17 protein-coding genes are annotated in these 19497 nt (G+C 47.2%); 14 read left to right on the top strand and 3 right to left on the bottom strand.

The features are described 5' to 3' along the window. Position 1 precedes the first annotated feature (1 nt). The 7 genes from ACFFUV_RS10570 to ACFFUV_RS10540 all read left to right on the top strand — a co-directional run bounded on the left by ACFFUV_RS10570 (position 2) and on the right by ACFFUV_RS10540 (position 8817). Positions 2-1453: an efflux transporter outer membrane subunit gene (locus ACFFUV_RS10570; protein WP_390192229.1), complete on the top strand. Its 1452-nt coding sequence runs from the start codon at positions 2-4 to the stop codon at positions 1451-1453. A gap of 15 nt (positions 1454-1468) precedes the next feature. Continuing rightward, entirely contained in the window at positions 1469-2659 is a 1191-nt protein-coding gene (locus tag ACFFUV_RS10565) for an HlyD family secretion protein (RefSeq protein WP_390192227.1), read from the top strand. Positions 2660-2670: 11 nt separating this feature from the next. Further along, on the top strand, positions 2671-4170 hold the full coding sequence (locus ACFFUV_RS10560) for a DHA2 family efflux MFS transporter permease subunit (RefSeq protein WP_390192225.1): 1500 nt from the start codon (positions 2671-2673) through the stop codon (positions 4168-4170). A gap of 377 nt (positions 4171-4547) precedes the next feature. After that, positions 4548-5666, top strand: coding sequence for a cytochrome c oxidase subunit II (gene coxB, locus ACFFUV_RS10555; RefSeq protein WP_390193262.1), 1119 nt, complete (start codon positions 4548-4550; stop codon positions 5664-5666). After that, the gene (ctaD, locus tag ACFFUV_RS10550) at positions 5663-7318 is read left to right on the top strand and encodes a cytochrome c oxidase subunit I (protein WP_390192223.1); all 1656 of its coding nucleotides are present in this window, start codon (positions 5663-5665) and stop codon (positions 7316-7318) included. Before coxB ends, ctaD begins: the two co-directional genes overlap by 4 nt. Before the next feature lie 9 nt (positions 7319-7327). Then, positions 7328-7936, top strand: coding sequence for a cytochrome c oxidase assembly protein (locus ACFFUV_RS10545; RefSeq protein ID WP_390192220.1), 609 nt, complete (start codon positions 7328-7330; stop codon positions 7934-7936). Continuing rightward, positions 7933-8817 carry a cytochrome c oxidase subunit 3 gene (locus tag ACFFUV_RS10540; RefSeq protein WP_390192217.1) on the top strand — a complete coding sequence of 295 codons (885 nt, stop codon included), beginning with the start codon at positions 7933-7935 and terminating at the stop codon, positions 8815-8817. Before ACFFUV_RS10545 ends, ACFFUV_RS10540 begins: the two co-directional genes overlap by 4 nt. 5 nt (positions 8818-8822) lie before the next feature. On the opposite strand, the gene ACFFUV_RS10535 is transcribed toward ACFFUV_RS10540, so the two are convergent. After that, positions 8823-9050, bottom strand: a complete 228-nt coding sequence (locus ACFFUV_RS10535; RefSeq protein WP_390192215.1) for a DUF2909 family protein — start codon at positions 9048-9050, stop codon at positions 8823-8825. A gap of 46 nt (positions 9051-9096) precedes the next feature. Between ACFFUV_RS10535 and ACFFUV_RS10530 the strand changes: the two genes are divergently transcribed. From ACFFUV_RS10530 to cyoE, 4 genes are read left to right on the top strand one after another with little or no spacing between them, the layout of a single operon-like run. After that, the gene (locus tag ACFFUV_RS10530; RefSeq protein WP_390192213.1) at positions 9097-9774 is read left to right on the top strand and encodes an SURF1 family protein; all 678 of its coding nucleotides are present in this window, start codon (positions 9097-9099) and stop codon (positions 9772-9774) included. Further along, on the top strand, positions 9767-10315 hold the full coding sequence (locus tag ACFFUV_RS10525; RefSeq protein ID WP_390192210.1) for a redox-active disulfide-containing membrane protein: 549 nt from the start codon (positions 9767-9769) through the stop codon (positions 10313-10315). The genes ACFFUV_RS10530 and ACFFUV_RS10525 overlap by 8 nt, the downstream gene beginning before the upstream one ends. A 41-nt stretch (positions 10316-10356) precedes the next feature. Then, a complete protein-coding gene (locus ACFFUV_RS10520) occupies positions 10357-11388 on the top strand; it encodes a COX15/CtaA family protein (protein ID WP_390192207.1) in 1032 nt (343 codons plus the stop codon). Then, positions 11385-12275, top strand: a complete 891-nt coding sequence (gene cyoE / locus ACFFUV_RS10515; protein ID WP_390192206.1) for a heme o synthase — start codon at positions 11385-11387, stop codon at positions 12273-12275. The genes ACFFUV_RS10520 and cyoE overlap by 4 nt, the downstream gene beginning before the upstream one ends. 3 nt (positions 12276-12278) lie before the next feature. On the opposite strand, the gene lpdD is transcribed toward cyoE, so the two are convergent. Continuing rightward, positions 12279-12656, bottom strand: coding sequence for a prenylated flavin chaperone LpdD (lpdD, locus tag ACFFUV_RS10510; protein WP_390192203.1), 378 nt, complete (start codon positions 12654-12656; stop codon positions 12279-12281). Between the two features lie 395 nt (positions 12657-13051). Between lpdD and pncA the strand changes: the two genes are divergently transcribed. The 3 genes from pncA (at position 13052) to ACFFUV_RS10495 (ending at position 17593) form a co-directional block, all read left to right on the top strand. Next, entirely contained in the window at positions 13052-13669 is a 618-nt protein-coding gene (pncA, locus tag ACFFUV_RS10505) for a bifunctional nicotinamidase/pyrazinamidase (RefSeq protein ID WP_390192200.1), read from the top strand. Positions 13670-13961: 292 nt separating this feature from the next. Further along, a complete protein-coding gene (locus tag ACFFUV_RS10500; RefSeq protein WP_390192197.1) occupies positions 13962-14729 on the top strand; it encodes a DUF1266 domain-containing protein in 768 nt (255 codons plus the stop codon). Positions 14730-14731: 2 nt separating this feature from the next. Then, a complete protein-coding gene (locus ACFFUV_RS10495) occupies positions 14732-17593 on the top strand; it encodes a J domain-containing protein (protein WP_390192193.1) in 2862 nt (953 codons plus the stop codon). Here ACFFUV_RS10495 and ACFFUV_RS10490 read toward each other — a convergent pair. Next, positions 17574-19250, bottom strand: a complete 1677-nt coding sequence (locus ACFFUV_RS10490) for an Hsp70 family protein (protein WP_390192191.1) — start codon at positions 19248-19250, stop codon at positions 17574-17576. The genes ACFFUV_RS10495 and ACFFUV_RS10490 overlap by 20 nt on opposite strands. Positions 19251-19497 lie beyond the last annotated feature (247 nt).

Raw genomic sequence — 19497 nt, 5'->3', positions numbered from 1 at the left:
AATGCGTCACTATACAAAAATGACCGTACTGGCCTCCTTGCTTGTGCTTGCGGGTTGTTCAGCGCCAAGCAATATAAAGCCGATAAACCACGTTGCGGAGAAGTCTATTCTTGAACACAGCCAGCAACTGGCGTCTGCTCCCCTTTCGCCAGCGGTGTGGCCAGCACAAGATTGGTGGGTGCCGCTCGATGATCGTCAACTTGAACAGTTGATCGATACGGCATTGGTGAATAGCCCGGATATGCAGATGGCCAACGCCAGTTTGGTGAATGCATCGGCCATGGTAATGGCGGCAGATGCCCAGTTTGAACCGTCACTTTCTGCCGATGCCAGTATTCAGCGAGCACGTCTTTCTCGTTCACAAGATTACGCTTTTCAAGGCAACCGCTATGGCACCATTTATAATTTGGGGTTAAGTGGTCAATACAACTTTGACTTGTGGGGCGGTGAGCGTGACGCATGGGAAGCGGCAGTCAATAACCAACGAGCGGCGCAAATTGATCATCAAGCTGCGCGCATTACGCTATCTAGCGCCATTGTTCAAACCTACGTGCAACTGGCCAACGCCTATGTGCTTGAGGATTTGGCACAAAAGGATCTCGACCGTACCAATCGTATCGTTGAAATCACGTCTCGCTTATTGCAACACGGTTTGACTTCTGAAGACCGTCTTTACACAGCGCAAAGTGGCGCGGCCAGTGCGAAACAAACGCTGAAAAAGCGCCAGCTATCGGTAAGCCAATTAAAAAATGCCATCGCTACTTTGGTGGGACAAGGCCCTGATTTGGCAAACACCATTAAACGCCCAACGATAGAGATGGATACCTCGCTTGCACTGCCGCGCAATGTGCCAGCGAATTTGCTCGCTCATCGCCCAGATATTGTGGCTGCAAAGTGGCGCGTAGAGGCATCAACTAAGCAAATCGAATCAGCGAAAACGCGTTTTTATCCCAACGTTAACCTCAGCGCGATGGCGGGCTTTAAAGCGATGCTCGGCGATGCGGTATTTGATGACGTTAGCCGCGCATGGAGTGTCCAACCAGCGATCTCTCTACCGTTATTTACCACCGGGTTGAAAGCGAACCTTATCGAAAAAACCGCTGGGTATGACTCTGCTGTCGCACAGTACAACAAGACCTTAGTCAATGCGCTTGGTGAAGTCGCGGATAACATTCTGGCGATGCAATCGATCGAAAAACAGCTTGTTGATGCGAAGCAGAGTATGAACTTGGCAGAAAAGAGCTACGACATCACGGTCAAACGCTATGAAGCCGGCATGGGAAGTCAACTCGAAGTGCTTATGGCTGAGCAACAACTGATTCAAGCTGAATCGTCTTTTACTCTCTTGAAGAATCAACAACAAGAACAGCAAGTATTGCTTGTTCGCGCACTGGGTGGTGGTTTTCAACAAGACTCATCAAGCCAGGTAGCAACCACGGCAAACTCATTGTGATAAAGGTTTAACAACATGACAGAAACGAACAATCAAAATCAAACATCACCTCAAACCGCTAAACGCAAAAAGAGTTTGACCATCTTCGCGGCTATTTTAGTTGTCGCGGCGATTGGTGCGGGTTTCTACTACACCAATTATGTGGTGGGCAATCAGGAAACCGAAGATGCGTATGTGAATGGTAACTTGGTGCAAATTACCCCAGAAATTACCGGAACCGTCACCGAAATTGCGGCTGATGACGGTGATTATGTAGAGAAAGGCCAAGAGCTTGTGCGTTTTGATGACGCCGATGCGCAGATCGCGTTTGAAAATGCCATGGCGAATCTCGCGCAAACGGTGCGTCAAGTTCGCGGGCTGTTTAACAACGTCGAACAAGCCAAAGCTGTGGTGGCAGAGCGTACTATCGACCTGAATAAAGCCAAAACTGACGTCAATCGCCGTAAAGATATGGTTAAAGCGGGTGGGTTGTCTCAAGAAGAGCTGAGCCATGCACAAGATATGGTGAACTCGGCAGAGAAAGCCTTGGCTGTCGCTGAGCAGCAGTTGAAGTCTCAGCAAGCGATGATTCACAACACCACAGTAGAAACGCACCCTTTAGTGAAAACGGCAGTCGCACAAGTTAAACAAACGTACTTGGCGAAACAACGTACTCGTCTGGTAGCCCCAGTGTCTGGTTACATTGCGCAGCGCAACGTTCAGGTAGGGCAACGCGTTGGTCAAAGCTCGACGCTAATGGCAGTTGTGCCGCTGGATCAAGTGTGGGTTGATGCCAACTTTAAAGAAACACAACTGAACGATATGCGTATTGGCCAGCCTGTTACCTTGATCTCTGATCTATATGGTGAAGATGTCGAATTCCACGGCAAAGTTGAAAGTCTTGGCATCGGAACGGGCAGCGCGTTTTCTATTCTGCCAGCTCAAAATGCGACGGGTAACTGGATCAAAGTTGTTCAGCGTTTGCCTGTCCGCATTGAGTTAGATCAGCATGATATTGCTCAGCATCCACTACGTATTGGGTTGTCGATGACCGTTGAAGTGAATACGTCAGATACCGGCGGGGCGTTGTTAGCGCAAAGCGGCTCAACCACATCACGCTATGAAACCGATGTTTATGCTCAGTCATTAGCTGGCGTCGATCAGCTTATCGAACAGATCATTGCAGATAATGACGTTGCTTCTGAGCAGTACGCGGCGAAGAAATAGAAGGTGTCAGTATGAGTCAACAACAAGGGTTTCGACCCGCAAATATGGCTCTGTGCATCTTTGCCATCGCCCTTGGGGTGTTTATGCAAGTGCTCGACACCACCATCGCCAACGTTTCACTGCCGACGATTGCCGGTAATATGGGGGTCAGCCTTAACCAAGGTACGTGGGTCATTACCTCATTTACGGTGAGTAATGCCATTGGGTTACCTATTACCGCTTGGTTAAGCCGCCGGTTCGGTGAAGTTCATTTGTATGTTGGTGCCTTGATCGCGTTTAGTATTACCTCATTTTTATGTGGTATTTCGCAAACCATGGGTGAGCTGGTGCTGTTTCGCACCTTACAAGGCTTTGCGGCAGCGCCTTTATTTCCTATGAGCCAGGTGCTGCTGATGTCGATTTTCCCCAAAGAGAAGCGACACATGGCACTGGCTTTAATTGGTATGGTCGCCGTTGTCGGGCCGATCGTTGGGCCTATTTTAGGTGGCTGGTTAACCTACGACTATAGCTGGCCTTGGATCTTCTTTATCAATATTCCGATTGGCGTGTTTAGCGTGGTCGTGATCATGGCTCAGCTGAAAGATCGTCCGAAGCAAACTTCCAAGCCCAAGCTTGATGTGATTGGTCTTGCGACCATGGCTCTCGGAGTTGGCGCACTGCAAATTGTATTGGATAAGGGTAATGAGCTGGATTGGTTTGCGAACGCATGGATCATCGGCGGAACCATTTTTGCGGTCATCATGCTGGTGTTTATGGTGATTTGGGAACTCACTGATGAACACCCAATCATCAATTTGCGCCTGTTTGCTAACCGTAACTTCTGTATTGGTACGATTTTGCTGACCTTAGGCTACTCAGGCTTTTTCAGTATTAACTTGATTTTGCCTCAGTGGTTACAAAGCCAAATGGGCTATACCGCATTGTGGGCTGGCCTTGCTGCTGCGCCGATGGGAATTATTCCGTTCTTTATGACGCCGCTGCTGGGTCGGTTTGGTGGTCATTTAGATATGCGCAAATTGGCGGCGGGTTCATTCATTGTGATTGCGATCAGCTGTTACGCACGGGCGAAGTTTAACACTGAGGTCGACTTCACCAGTATTGCTATCGTGCAGTTGTTCATGGGCATCGGTATTGCGTTGTTTTTTATGCCGATGACGACGATTTTGCTGTCTGATTTAAGTGGGCCTGACGTGTCAGATGCTGCGTCTTTATCAACATTTATTCGTACCATTGGCGCCAGTTTTGCGTCTTCGTTAACCACATGGATTTGGTCTCGAAATGCAAGCTTACATCACTCCGTTCTTGCCGAGCATATTTCGCCATACAACCCTCTGGTGGCGCCCGCACTGCAAAATGGTGATACGCAAACTACGCTGGCCGGCGTTAATGGCACGATCACGAGTCAGTCGTTTATGATGTCAACCATTGATTTATTTACGATTTTAATGGTGTTGTTTTTTACATTGGTTCCTTTTATTTTCCTAACACGTAAAGCGGTCAAACACGCCTAATTATTTCCAACCGTTCCAATTTGAGCCTCGCTTTACGCGAGGCTTTTTTCTTGCTCATCGTCACCTACACATTGAGATTCGGCTCACCCATTGAATCTGCCGGGTTGCAACCGCCGATCAAAGAGTGAGAGGTCAACAAATGAATTACATTATTCCTACCTTGCTCAATTCAACATCTTTAACTAACTTTGTTAACACAAATGCAACAAATATCAGTCATTTTTAGACCTCATTATGCTTTTTTGCTCCTTTAGGTTTAGTGATGCATCAACGACACGGTGATGCTATCGAGCAGAAACGTAGTGAAGATCAAACGCCAGCAGAGGAGAAATCTGTTGAAAAGTGTTGTCATCCGTTTGTGGCTATTTGCCGATATCATGCTGATAGGGTTTGCCGCGCCAGCGATTGCGAGTGAATCCAACTTCAACATGACCAAAGGCGTGACAGAAATCAGTGGGAAAGTCTATGACTTACATATGCTGATTTTTTACATCTGCTGTGCCATTGCGGTGGTGGTATTTGGTGTGATGTTCTACTCCATTCTTCGTCACCGTAAATCAAAAGGCGCCGTAGCGGCCAATTTTCACGAAAGCACTAAAGTGGAAATCATCTGGACCGTGATTCCAGTACTGATTCTGGTCGCGATGGCCATTCCCGCCACCAAAACCTTAATCGCAATGGAAGATACATCTCAATCCGATTTAACCGTGAAAATCACGGGATCACAATGGAAGTGGCATTACAGCTACTTCGATCAAGATGTGGAATTCTTTAGCCTGCTGGCGACGAAACAAAATCAAATCGATGGCATTGAAATGAAAGGGGCAAACTACCTACTTGAGGTTGACCAACCGTTAGTGTTGCCAGCGGATAGAAAAGTACGCTTTCTCATGACATCTGATGACGTGATCCATTCATGGTGGGTACCCGCGTTTGCGGTCAAAAAAGACACCATCCCTGGCTTTATCAATGAAGCATGGACACGGGTTGATGAGCCGGGGATCTATCGCGGCCAATGCGCCGAGTTGTGCGGCCGTGCGCATGGCTTTATGCCCATTGTGGTTCAGGTACTAGAACCAAGTGAATTTGATACTTGGCTTGAGGATAAAAAGCAGCAAATTGCGGAGCAGAAATTACAGGCCCAGTCGGCGCTGACACAATCTTTAAGCCTTGATGAACTAATGACTCAAGGCGAGAAGGTCTACCTTGAACGTTGCTCTGTCTGTCATCAACCAACCGGGCTTGGTGTACCAGGTGCCTTTCCTGCGCTCAAAGGCAGTGCAGTTGCGACTGGAAATATCGACACCCATTTGGATGTGGTGCTCAATGGTCGAGCGGGAACCGCGATGCAAGCATTTACTAACCAGTTAACCGAGCAAGAAGTGGCAGCGGTGGTGACGTATCAAAGAAATGCTTGGGGTAATGATACTGGCGACACAGTGCAAGCGGCCGATGTCAATGCCTATAAGCAAGGCGCGTCTAAGGAGGGGGAATGAAAACCTCAGATTCAAAACAAACTGCGTCAGCACCGATAACCGATGCTGAGCTGAGCCGTGCAACTCCAGCGATGGATGACGGCGGTGTTGAGCACAGTTCTGACCATCATGGCGCGCCTTCTGGCATTGGACGTTGGATATATTCAACCAACCATAAAGATATTGGCACCCTATATTTGTGGTTTAGCTTCATTATGTTTTTAACGGGTGGCGCAATGGCCATGGTGATTCGCGCTGAACTTTTTCAGCCCGGCTTACAATTGGTTGACCCAGAATTTTTTAATCAGATGACCACCGTGCACGGGCTAATTATGGTGTTTGGTGCGGTGATGCCAGCGTTTACTGGGCTGGCTAACTGGATGATCCCGATGATGATCGGTGCTCCGGATATGGCGTTGCCTCGAATGAACAACCTTAGCTTCTGGATTTTACCATTTGCCTTTCTTATTTTGCTGGCATCGCTATTTACGGAAGGGGGCGGACCTAACTTTGGCTGGACGTTCTATGCTCCTCTTTCAACCACTTATGGCCCAGATAGCACCGCTTTGTTCGTCTTTTCAGTTCATATTATGGGCATCAGTTCGATCATGGGGGCGATTAATGTCATCGTTACCATCGTGAACATGCGGGCTCCCGGAATGACGTGGTTCAAAATGCCTTTGTTTGTGTGGACTTGGTTCATTACCGCGTTCTTGTTGATTGCCGTGATGCCAGTACTGGCGGGTGCTGTGACCATGGTACTCACGGATAAGTACTTCGGAACCAGCTTTTTTGATGCTGCAGGAGGCGGCGATCCGGTGATGTTCCAGCACATTTTCTGGTTCTTTGGGCATCCGGAAGTCTACATCATGATTTTGCCTTCCTTTGGCATTATTTCGGCCATTGTTCCAGCATTTAGCGGTAAAAAGCTCTTTGGTTACCATTCAATGGTTTATGCAACGTGCTCAATCGCTTTATTGTCGTTTTTAGTCTGGGCACACCATATGTTTACCACGGGTATGCCTGTATTTGCTGAGCTGTTTTTCATGTATTGCACCATGTTAATTGCTGTGCCCACGGGGGTAAAAGTATTTAACTGGGTTGCCACAATGTGGCGCGGTGCATTGACCTTTGAAACGCCAATGTTGTTTGCTATCGCCTTTATCGTGTTGTTTACCATCGGTGGTTTTTCAGGTTTGATGCTGGCGATCGTTCCTGCCGACTTCCAATACCACGATACCTATTTTGTGGTTGCCCACTTCCATTATGTCTTGGTCTCTGGTGCGGTGTTTTCAATCATGGCGGCGGCGTATTATTGGCTGCCGAAATGGACAGGTCATATGTATGACCACAAGTTGAGCTTGTGGCATTTCTGGTGCTCTCTCGTGTCGGTTAACATTCTCTTTTTCCCTATGCACTTTCTCGGCTTGGCGGGTATGCCAAGGCGTATTCCGGATTACGCAATTCAATTTGCAGATGTGAATCAAGTGGTGTCGATAGGTGGTTTTGCGTTCGGTGTTTCTCAGCTCATCTTCCTATGGGTGGTGATTAAATGCGTACGCGGGGGAGACGTCGCGCCAGCGAAGCCATGGGAAAGGGCAGAAGGACTGGAGTGGACAGTGCCCAGTCCGGCACCACACCATACATTTAGTGAGCCACCAAAAGTGGATTAGGGGGCGGCTATGAATGAGCAACAAAGCGCCAACAAACGATTAAGTGGCAAATTGCTGTTCGCCACCCTGCTCATGTTTGGGTTTGGGTTTGCCTTAGTACCGCTCTATGACGTGATGTGCGACGCCTTAGGGATTAACGGCAAAACCAATTCAGAGGCGCAAATTCAGCCTCAGGGAATGGTGGTGGATACTTCACGGGTGATTCACGTTGAGTTTATGGCTCATATCAACCAAGGCGTTGATTGGGAACTCAGACCAAAACAAGCTTCAATGGACGTGCATCCGGGGCAAGTGATTCAAACGGCTTATGTTGCCGTTAATCGCTCGTCAGAGCGCATGATTGGACAAGCGGTGCCATCGGTCTCACCGGGTTTAGCTGCGAGCCATTTCAATAAAATTGAGTGTTTTTGCTTTCAGCAGCAAGGGTTAGATTCTCAACAAACCGCGGAGCTACCACTCATTTTCTATATTGAGCCTAACGTACCCGCGTCGATTCATACACTGACGCTCTCGTACACCCTGTTTGATATTACTGAACGGATATCGAAACAAGATGTAGCCGCTTTGAATATGGCGGCGATTGCTCCTTATGTGAAGGCTATTGGAGGTGGACAATGAGCCAAAAACTTCCTTCTTATTATGTCCCTGTTCAAAGCTCATGGCCCATCATGGGCGCCGTCGCGCTGTTTTTGATTGCTGTGGGCGCTGGGTTGACCGTTCAACACATGGGTCAAACCGGCGGGGCAGGCACGTTGAGTAAAATCATTCTAGTGTTTGGTTTTTTAATTTTACTGGTGATGTTTGCGGGATGGTTTAGCAATATTATCACTGAATCACTTTCTGGACTCTATTCCGCCCAGCTCGGGCGCTCGTTTCGCCAAGGAATGAGTTGGTTCATTTTTTCTGAAGTCATGTTTTTTGGTGCTTTTTTTGGCGCGCTATTCTACGCCAGATTGATTGCGGTGCCTTGGCTGGGCGGGGCTGGAAATAATGTGATGACCAATGAAGTGCTGTGGCCTGCCTTTGAGTCACTGTGGCCACTGACAACCACCCCCTCAGGACAAACCACTCAAGCGATGGGCTGGCAAGGTATTCCATTGACCAATACCATTTTATTGCTGCTTTCCTCAGTGACATTACATATGGCCCACATCAGCTTAGAGAAAAACCATCGCATGGCGCTGGTCGTATGGTTGGAACTCACCATTGTTCTTGCTGGATTCTTTCTATATTACCAAGGTGTCGAGTATGCCCATGCGTATAGCGATCTTGGATTGACATTACAGTCCGGTATCTACGGTAACACCTTCTTTATGCTGACAGGCTTTCATGGATTGCATGTCGGGTTAGGTACGCTATTTCTGATTGTATTGTTGGCACGAATCGCCAAGGACCACTTTACGCCGAAGCAACACTTCGCTTTTCAGGCAGGCAGTTGGTATTGGCATTTTGTGGATGTGGTTTGGCTGTGTCTGTTTGTCTTTGTTTATGTGCTTTAAATGGTTTAGTAGGGGCGGGGATTGGGGTCAATCAAACCGCTAAGCAGGGCAATGATCAACAACACAACCACGAGGGCGGAAAGTAGGACACGCCGGCCTAAATAGTGACTCACCGGCTTCTGGTCATTGGTTTCATCATCAGATTGTTTGGACATTAAAATCATCGCTTTAGCGAGGTTCACAATGATAAATAGCAGCAGTAACAATAAACATAGCTTAAACAAAACTACCATAACGGCCTCGTTTCAATGGTCTGTGTGGCTGGGGGCTGTGTTAACTGTGGGCGCTATTATCATCTTGGTCAAATTGGGTTTTTGGCAAGTAGAACGTGGTGCTGAAAAACAGCATATAGAAGCGCAGTTAGAATTACGCGCGCGATTGCCCGTCCAGCGATTATCCGCGTTGAATGCATCTCCTGTTATTGATTCCTACACCGGGATAAAAGTATCAGCATCGCTAACACCGGTTGCTGATCGGTATCTATTGCTCGACAACCAAACATTCGATGGTCAAGTTGGGTATTTGGCCTATCAATTAATGCAAACGAAAGATGGACAATATGTGTTATTGGAAGTGGGATTTGTCTCTGCTCTTGCCTCGCGACAAGTCTTGCCTGATGTCGACTGGTTGGTATCTAGTTCTCACTATGAAGGTCGATTGTATCAACGTCAGCGGAACCCATTGAGCTACCAATTGCAAATTGAAGAAGGAAAGGTTGCGCGAATTCAAAACCTTAACTTAACTGAATTAGAAAACTTGTGGCACATAGAGCTATTGCCCTATTTGTTTCAACCACAACAAGCCGATTGGCCTTATGCGCAGCCTTGGCAACCTGTACCGCTTGCCTCAACTCGGCACTATGGATATGCCATACAGTGGTTTGGATTGGCAATAGCACTTTTGTGCTTATCTCTTTGGGCGTGGATACAATTTGTCGTGAGGAACAGGGATGACTAATCGAATTGTAAAAGGACGGTTGATGCTCATCGGGTTGGTTTCGTTATTTGCGATTCCCGTGTTTGTCGCCAAAGCCATTTTGGTTAATCAATGGTATCAACCTGGCGTAACTAACCGTGGTGTCTTGATTGAGCCGCGAGTGACTTATCAATCATTAGGCGTTGATAATCCATTTGAACAGCAAAAGTGGCAGCTTGGATACGTACTACCTGAGCAGTGCGGTGCGGTTTGCCAACAGCAACTGCATTTGCTGCAGCAAAGCCACATTGCGCTTGGTAAATATCAAACCAATGTTGAACCAGTGGTGTTTGTGACACCCCAAAGCGATACCTCACAGCTCGATGACCGCAAGTTTACTCAAGTCGCCGTGTCGCCAGAGTTTCTCTCTTTGGTGCAGCATTCGGAATATGTGATTGTCGATCCTTTAGGTCAACTGGTGATGCGTTACTTGCACTTCTCACAACCTGATGACCTGGTTGAGCAAAGCAAGGGCATTTTGGCGGATCTACGCAAAATGCTCAAATTGTCACGGGTTGGGTAAACGCAGCGAAAGCCACTTTCGTACAATAACAAGGAGTCATTATGCGATTTATCTATTTAGTAAGATCAAGCATTGCACTGACTCTGATTGTTATTGTGCTCGGAGCGTATACTCGTCTTTCTGATGCTGGACTTGGCTGCCCGGATTGGCCGGGTTGTTATGGTCACCTCACGGTTCCCAATGATAGTCATGAAGTTGCCCGCGCCCAACGTTTGTTTCCAGAGGCGCACATTGAGCCCCATAAGGCTTGGCTTGAAATGATTCACCGCTACGTGGCGGGCGTGCTTGGGATGATGATCTTTGCGATAACTGCGTTGAGTATTCGCCGGCATGATGTTTCGAAAACACTTTCCGTACTGATTAGTGTTGTGGTGATTTTTCAGGCGATGCTTGGAATGTGGACGGTTACCATGAAACTGAACCCGCTGGTGGTTATGGGGCACCTTCTAGGGGGCTTTACTTTATTGTGTTTGCTGTGTCTGTTTTATTGGCAACTCACACGCGCCTATACCTTTCATGCTCCCGTATCATTTACACCCTCGCTCAAATGGCTCTCTATTGCCGCCATGGTGTGCGTCGTTGTTCAAATCGCTCTCGGGGGATGGACATCGGCAAATTATGCCGCGTTTATGTGCAGCGAACTGCCATTTTGTGAAGGCTCTTGGACTCGTTTTCTCAACTTCAAAGAGGCGTTCACTCTGGTTCAACCACCGCGAGAAAGTTATGAATTCGGCACGTTGGACTATGGCGCTCGAATGACGATTCATTTCACACATAGAATCGGCGCGCTGGTGGTATGTGCCATCTTACTGGCTTTAATTACTGCGATTTATCGTCACTCTCTTCATGCTCGCAAACTTGGCTTAGTGGTCGCAGGGTTACTGGTCACACAAATTGCGCTGGGAATAAGTAACGTGCTGTTTAGCTTGCCGTTACTCACCGCAGTGGCACACAATTTAGTGGCGGCGTTACTGCTCGTGAGTGTGTTGTACACCATGATGATAATATGGCGCGCTGACCATTTTGCCGATAAAGCGCAGGCTGCACCGAATTCGAGAGGGGAATTGTTATGAACCGATACGGCGTGGCTTATGCTTCCCAAAGTGCAAAATGGCGAGCCTACCTCTCGGTGACTAAATTGAAAGTGGTTGGGTTGATGTTGGTGACCGCTTTCGTCGGGATGTGCTTGGCCAATCCCGCTGCGGATGCTTGGCGAATAGTGCCTTTGGCGCTTCTGGGGATTGGTCTAATGGCCAGTTGCGCCGCGGCGTTTAATCATATTATCGACCAAAAAATCGATGCCAAAATGGCTCGAACCTATCAACGTCCTTTGCCGTCTGGCGCTTTGAAAGCGTCACACGTTTTGATCTTTGCTTGCATACTGGGTGCACTTGGCTTTGCCTTATTAGCGGTGTGGGTAAATGCTCTGACCGCTTGGCTTACGCTTGCCAGTTTGGTCGGCTACGCTGGGATTTATACCCTGTACTTAAAACGAGCGACACCGCAAAACATTGTTATTGCCGGTATCGCGGGTGCGATGCCGCCTTTGCTAGGTTGGACAAGCATCACCGGAGAAATGCACGCGAATGCTTGGCTGCTGGTGATGATCATTTTTATTTGGACGCCCCCTCATTTTTGGGCACTTGCGATACATCGCCGTGCTGACTATCTCAATGCTAACATTCCAATGCTACCGGTCACGCATGGTGTCGACTACACGAAAACCTCGATTCTGCTCTACACCATTTTATTGGCGGTGGTGTGTGTGTTACCCGTTCTTATTGGCATGAGCGGCTTACTGTATTTTGTTGCCGCATGCTTATTAAATGCTGGGTTTGTTTATCATGCGTGGGAACTAAAATATCGCTCGAAGAGTGGCAGTGCGATGAAGACGTTTAAGTTCTCTATCTACTATCTGTTACTGCTGTTTATTGCGCTCTTGTTTGATCACTATTGGTAGGCGTCAGTCTTTTTGAGCGTCAATTGCGCTGAACAGCTGTTGCACCAACTCATCGACTGCATTTTGCACTGCTTGAAACAGGTTGGCTTCGATATGATTGAAATGGATACCACACGCGACGCAAGTTAGCGCATTTAATTTCACCGCGACCGTTTCGGCGACCTGTTTGGCGACTTGATCTTCTTTGTGCCCGCACACCGTCATGACCGATGTAGAAGCGCTCACTTTATTTGAATCGCTGAGACTTGGGCGATTTTGCGCGAGTGCCACTGCGCCGATATGAGGGACATCCCCGCCAAAAAGTGAAATATTCATATCGCTGCCATGCCAAACTGCGATTAGCTTAATGTGATGGGTGCCTACTTGAGCTGAAAATTCCATACGATAACCACTTATCTATGTAATGAGAAGGCGCTATTGTGACGCGATTCAATCGAGCTCGCTAGCGTTTGATGCTCAGTATTTACTTTATCTAACGCTCTATAACTAATTGGTTTGTTGCTAATGGAATAAGCTCAGTATGCCGTTGCCAATTATTGACGTGGAACTTGGAAGCTTATCTTGTACTTAGAGATTGACGATGACGTCATTGGTGCGTGCAAAACGCAGTATTTAAGTGGGTAGACAAGGCGGAATCGATAAACGAGATTGCTGGGCATCGTTGATAGGAGAGACATAAAATATCAGTTTACACTGCGAGTGGTTATCGCCAGACTAATAGTGACCAAATTGATAACCAGTGCCAAAGTTTGGCGCTAAAAGAAAAGGATTCTGCAATGACTAAGACTCTGTTATTAGTTGATGTGCAAAATGATTTCTCTCCGACCGGAGCTTTGCCAGTTCCTGAAGGCGATCAAATCGTCTCTGTCATTAATCGTTTACTTCCGCATTTTGAGCACGTAATTGCAACGCAAGATTGGCACCCTGCGGGGCACGCCAGCTTTGCTTCCGTTCATGGTAAAAATCCTGGTGAGGTAATTGATCTCAATGGTATCGCTCAAATTATGTGGCCTGATCACTGTGTTCAAGGTTCTTTTGGCGCTGAGTTTATTGAGCAATTGAATACGGATGCCATTGAACACGTGGTACAAAAGGGGACTGACCAAGCGATTGATAGCTACAGTGGCTTTTTTGATAATCAGCGTCTTCAAGCGACTGGGCTAAGTGATTATCTGCGTCGTCAAGGGCTAACGGACGTGTACATTGTCGGCTTAGCAACCGACTATTGCGTTAAATTTACCGCGCTTGATTCAGCGGAGCAGGGATTTAATACTTGGGTTATCAAAGATGCCTGCCGAGGCGTTAACATGCAAGAAGGTGATGTAGAAAAGGCTTTCCTCGAGATGGCAGCGGCAGGCTGCCAATTAATTGATTCATCTGCGATTGGGGGCTAAAACCATTACTGGCTGATACCCTCATCCTCACGAGTTTTATGATTGATACGTGACGATTGGACTGAGCTTTTTATCGCAATTTACATTGTAAACAAGCGCTCAATTCGGTCGTTAAATACACAGCGGTGCGATCTTAATACCAACTCGCCTTAATGAAATATTTTTCTTAACTTCCTGTCATAAAAGGCTTTTGAAACAAGCTCTCAGTTTCTAATTGTGTTTTTACTCAAATTTAGGCAAGCACGATGTAAATCGTTATCTTAAGCGTTCCTCATTTTATAAAGAGCGCTTAATGTCCGACTCATTTTCTTTCGATTTAAACGCCCCTTACGTTCGTTGGTGGTTAGCCATGACTTCACCTCAGATAAGTTATGGTCGCCATAGTTATGATTATGAACGGCTCGGAATGACTCGCGATCAGGGGATAGAAGCCTCAGAGTTATGGCGGCAAGAGCTCGTCGAAATTTGGGGAATTGAACATCGGTTTGAGTGGCTTGAGATGATTTTTCGTTTGGCGGAAGCGCGCGTGCATGGTCAAACTTGGCGCAGTGAATTTGGTCGCCGAGCGTGTTTGACCTCAAGCGAATGGCAGCAACGCGTCTCCGAAGTCGCTGGGGTTGTGGCACAAGCAGAAATGCGTTTTCTTGATACGACTTATCGCCAAGTTGGTGTTGTTGGCTTTCAAGCGTGGGATTACTGCCGAGCGACTTTTTTAGTCAGGGCGGGGTATGAATTAGAGGTACTCAGCCAAAGCGAATTAGCGTATTTGCTGAACTTTATTGGTCAACGTGTACAAGCGCATTTCCATAGTTGGGAACACTACATTAAAAGCTTCATCTTGGGACGCACCTATTGGCAATATTCTGTGCAAGATGATCCTGAGAAGTCGATTAGTGGTTTGCTGAATGATGGTTTATACCAAGCCGTTAGCGAGTTTTTCTACAACCTAAAGCAAGATAAAGAGGCGCTGATTTTTGCTATTGATTGGCAAACACCATTGCCATCTTTAATGATGCCGGATTCATTGGATCGTGATCTAGAGACCATGTTGGAGATGTAAAAATGACGCCTTGGGAGATTCTTGGGTTAGAACAAACAGCGGATGAATCAGCGGTGAAGCAAGCGTATCGTGTTCAATTGCGAAAACACCATCCGGAAGTGGATCCTCAAGGCTTTCAGCGAGTTCGTCAAGCTTATGAAGCTATCCTCAATGGGTTACAGCATCCTCAGCCTGAACTAGTAAGTGAATCGTTACCAACAAGCAGTGAATCCCCCATTGACCCACTTGACGATCTAAAACGTCAGTTTGTACACATACTTCAAGATCCCGCCAAGCGAGTCATGCCGGTATGTTGGCAAACATGGCTTGAGCCGATTTTATGGCAACCCATTGATCAGCAAGAGCGCCTATCGCACTGGGCAATGCACCAAATTATCGTCCATCGCTGGTTGCCCGGTGAGATTGTCGATGTGTTGTGGCAGGGCTTAAGCTGGCAACTGCTGTTTAATCGTGACCATTCAAAAGCGAACTTGGCTGAGTTTCTAGATGAGTGGCGCAAAACCAAGCTGATCGTCAGTTTAGATAAAATTGCGGCGTTATCCGATGCTGAGCAACGTGCACTGCTCAGTTTTATGATGCCGTTTCAACATGTGTTAGCTCACGGCCGTCATGATGCGCTTTATGCGTTTCTTAACCAGCCAACGGTGTTTCGGTTTCCCAAAAGTAAAGAACTTAAGCTCTCATTACTGAAAGCATTCAACGCTTGCCAGACATTTCCGCGTGCCAGTATCAGGCCCTTTATTCATGACTTAATTGAACTCAGTGCAAGTACGTTAAACGTTACGCAATGGGAAATTGTGGGAGAAGCATGCGTCAATATTCATGATCTCGATGGTGTGGTTGGGGTCGCGAAGCAATTGATTAGGTTGGAAGCATACACTCAAGCGGCTGATGTGCTTTATCAAGTTTGTCTACCGGATAACCCTTCGTTAGCTTTGTGTTTTGCATTTCTCAAACAGCAGTGGGAGCCGCTGCCGAGTATTTACTGGCGCTCTGTGGAAGGTTTTTTTCCCTCATCCACTCAGTTGGCTGAGCGTCGCCGCGTCAATTGGCTGTTTGCTCAGTTAATTGATCAGCCCAGCGATGAGTTTTCTCATCATCTTGATTTTATGGATCAAAATGGCTTTCTAGGTCTGATGGTGAAAACATTGTGGGCAACGCAGTTTGGTAGCTGGGTGTGGATAGAACAACTGGCTCAGCAACTGTTTGCAACACTCAACCGGTGTGACGAATTAGAGGCGTTAGCAGTCCAGTTAACCTTAGTATGGGCTGAACCCATTTGGGAGCAGTTTCCGTCTGGTTCGTCAGTGGCTAAAAAATTGAGCACCTATCAGAGCGATGTATTTTTAATGTGTGAGCCATTAACCGATGAAGAATGGTATTCGCTCAATGCATCGCAGTGGATTGAGTGTGTGAATCGTCATCCGCTTATTCCTGATAGTTGGTTGTCGCGGTTACATGGTCAAAATATCGTGTCTCGGCAACTCTGTTGTCAGCCGCATATTTTCACGCCATTTGTTTCGAAAATGCTCTACTACCGTTTGATTTTTCCCGAGTATCGGCTGAGCGAGAGTTATATCAACCAAATTTTTGAAGGGGCATTTGATTGGATGATTACGTTGTTCAGTCAACCTTTTGCCAACGGGTTACCGATATCATCACGATTAACGTTTTTGCCTGAGCTTCCTACCCCCCAAGCCAACGGGCCGCTGGGACTATTGCCTGACTTGGATGCCGATCATTATTCACTCGCTCAGTTTGAGCGCTTTCCTCGTGAAATCAGTTTTATTGCCCTGACGGAGCAACACTATGACTATTTTGTCAAAGCGCACTCTAAACAGCAGTTATTTGTATTGGCAGAGCAAGGGGAAATATTAGCTTTGGCGGCGCTTGCGCAATGTCTACAGGAGCAAAATTTTGATCTGTCGGTCGTCTATTGGAATTTGTTTCATGTCGCGGTAGCCCAGAGACCTTTGTTCTATTCGATATCACGCCAGCGCCAGCACGCCTTGTTAGGTGTTCGGCACCATCTTGAGTTGGATCGCGATACTTACCATATTGATAAAGCGGAATTTTTACAATCAATGCTGACCCGTAATTCGCAAAATTTTCCGACGCTTGCGGATATAGAAGCAACGCCACCTAGTGAAGAAGCAAAATTTTTCCACATGCCGATGGCCTATTTGCTGGTCATTTTGCATCGAGGCATCGATGACCAAGGCTATTCAATGTCGCCATTGATGGCGTTCTCGAAGTACTACCACAAGCTTCCAGATGATTATCAGAAAACCATCGATATTGCGGTGGGGCGTTTACAACGAATGTATCAGAAAACACTGGATAAAGACCGGAAACATCGAGGGTTGTGCGCAATTAAGTTTAGCGCGGTGAAGTTAAAGCTTGCGTGTTTAGCGTTTGCGGGCTTTTGGTTTGGCGTCTTGCCAACGGTTCGGATGACTCATCCTGAGCAACCAAGTTTATTCGCCGCCAGTGTGTTTTTGCTGCTGGTCTTTCACTGGATGTTGGTCCGCCGATTGTGTAAATACATTATCACGGGTCGAATGCGTATCCAGTATCGCTGGTATTCGGTACTAACGATGGTGGGCGCGTTAATCATGAAATCGGTGTTTTTATCTACACTCAATATTGTCGGGCATCTATGGTGCGCATACGGAATCACTAAGTTATTTGTCGCCGGCGGCTGGGAGAAACGCTGCGTGACGACTGGTCGCATTGATATTCGGGCAATCATTGGTTTTAAACCGCCTCGCAACAGTCTGTTTAAACGAGGCATTTCGGCTTTTCTGAAATACCTCCCCGCCGTGAAATTGAAGCCGAAGGCCGCTAAAGGTTCAGCTCCTTAAGCTGCTTTTCAATTTCTGTGCGGGCTTGGCGAATGAGTTCATTATCCTGCGTTTCAAGGATTTGCGTGAATGACAAGAGCAATTCTTCAACTCTGTGACGTTCCCACCCCAGTTTTTCTTCGTAGAGGCGGCTGAGTTTTTCACTGAGTGTAATGTTAGGCAATTGGTCACGTTGATGAATCTTGAGCCGAGCAAGACGAGCGTGGCTTTGCGCTTTCATTTCATCAGTAATACCAACAGGGCTTCGATCAATCACTTTTTGAATCGTCTCATTGGTGGAAAGAATGGTCACATCAACCTCAAGCAACCCATTGATATCATAACTAAAACGCACATCTATGGCTTCTTTGCCCTTATCATTCTCTGGTACCTTAACCTCAAAATTGTCGATAAAGATGTTCTCTTTCACCCACAAACGTTCTCCTTGATACACTTCAATGTTAACGACAGTTTGCTGATCGTGAAGCGTGTAAAAGCGTTCGACACGCGAAGTGGGTACCACGGTATTACGTTCGATGATTGGCGTGAAAATACCCGTTTGATTGTCGCGTGAGGCTGCAATACCAAGGCTGAAAGGGGCGACGTCAGTCAATACAATTTCTTCCACCGCTTCGTCGCGCAGGCGGCAGGCGGCTTGTGTCGCAGCCCCCATGGCGACCACGAGGTCAGGATCAAGCTCCATACTTCCAAAGCGGCCAATAAGCCGCGTCGCTAATTGTTGGACTTGCTTTAAGTGGGTCGCACCGCCAACAAAGATCAATTCATCGATTTCCTGCGGGCTAATTCGAGCATCGCCCATGGCTTGACGCAAAGGCTGAGAAAGACGAGTCAGCGTGTCTTTCCAAATGGTATCAAGTTGCTCGTTGGTCACCGTTAGGGTGCGATTAAAAGGATCCGTTAATTCGATGGTCACTGGGTTTTGTGGCTGTTTTTTGGCACGCTCACAAGCAGCCACGAGTTTGGCCTTTTCGGCAAGGGTTAATGTTTCAGGTGAGCGTTCAAGTTCTTGGCAGACAAACGCCAGCAATTGATGGGTAAAATCCTCGCCGCCTAGCTGGTTGTCTCCTGCTGAAGCTCGCACATCGACAAAGCCTTGCTGATGCTCGACCACGGTGACATCGAAGGTGCCTCCTCCCAAATCGAACACTAAGAATCGGCGATCATGGGTTTGATGTAGGCTATGGGCGAGGCAAGCCGCTGTGGGTTCGTTAATTAAACGCACGGCGTCTAGGCCTGCTAGTTCAGCGGCGAGTTGTACTTGCTTACGCTGCTGATCGCTAAAGTAAGCTGGGACAGAAATTACGACCTCAGAGATAGAGTGGCCTAAATACGCCTCAGCATCGGCTTTGAGTGATTGTAAGACCAAAGAGCTCAATTCAGTAGGCGTATATTGTTGAGAGCCTAAAGTGATCACTTTGTCCGTGCCCATATAACGTTTAAAGGCGGCAACGGTTTCTTGAGGGCGAGTAATAAGACGTGAATGGGCCGCTTCACCCACTAAGACTTGGCCGTGTTCATCAATGCTTACCACAGAGGGAGTCAGGTAGTGTCCAAGCGCGTTTGGAATGAGTTCTGCGCTCTCGTTACGCCATATGGCAATGGCGCTATTGGTCGTGCCCAGGTCAATACCGATTGCTGATGCGCTTTGTTTCTTCATTTTTTGTTCCACAGTCTGTCTAAATCGAATACCAATTCGCTCTATGCGTTTACATGATCAACGCTCACGTTATTTTTAATGCGGCGCAACTGAGCAGTAGACAAAGTGTTTAATGATGCTTTGGTCAGAAACGGGAGCAATGTTTTGTTGTAATTTAGAGACGTTAATTCGGTAAAATTTATGCCGTGATCCTATGCGCAAATTTTATTGTGATTAATATCACGAAATAGTTACGGGATTTTTTACT

Origin of the sequence: Vibrio olivae (genome assembly GCF_042428525.1) — a bacterium.
Classification (GTDB): Bacteria; Pseudomonadota; Gammaproteobacteria; order Enterobacterales; family Vibrionaceae; genus Vibrio; species Vibrio olivae.
This window is presented reverse-complemented; position numbering and strand designations above follow the sequence as displayed.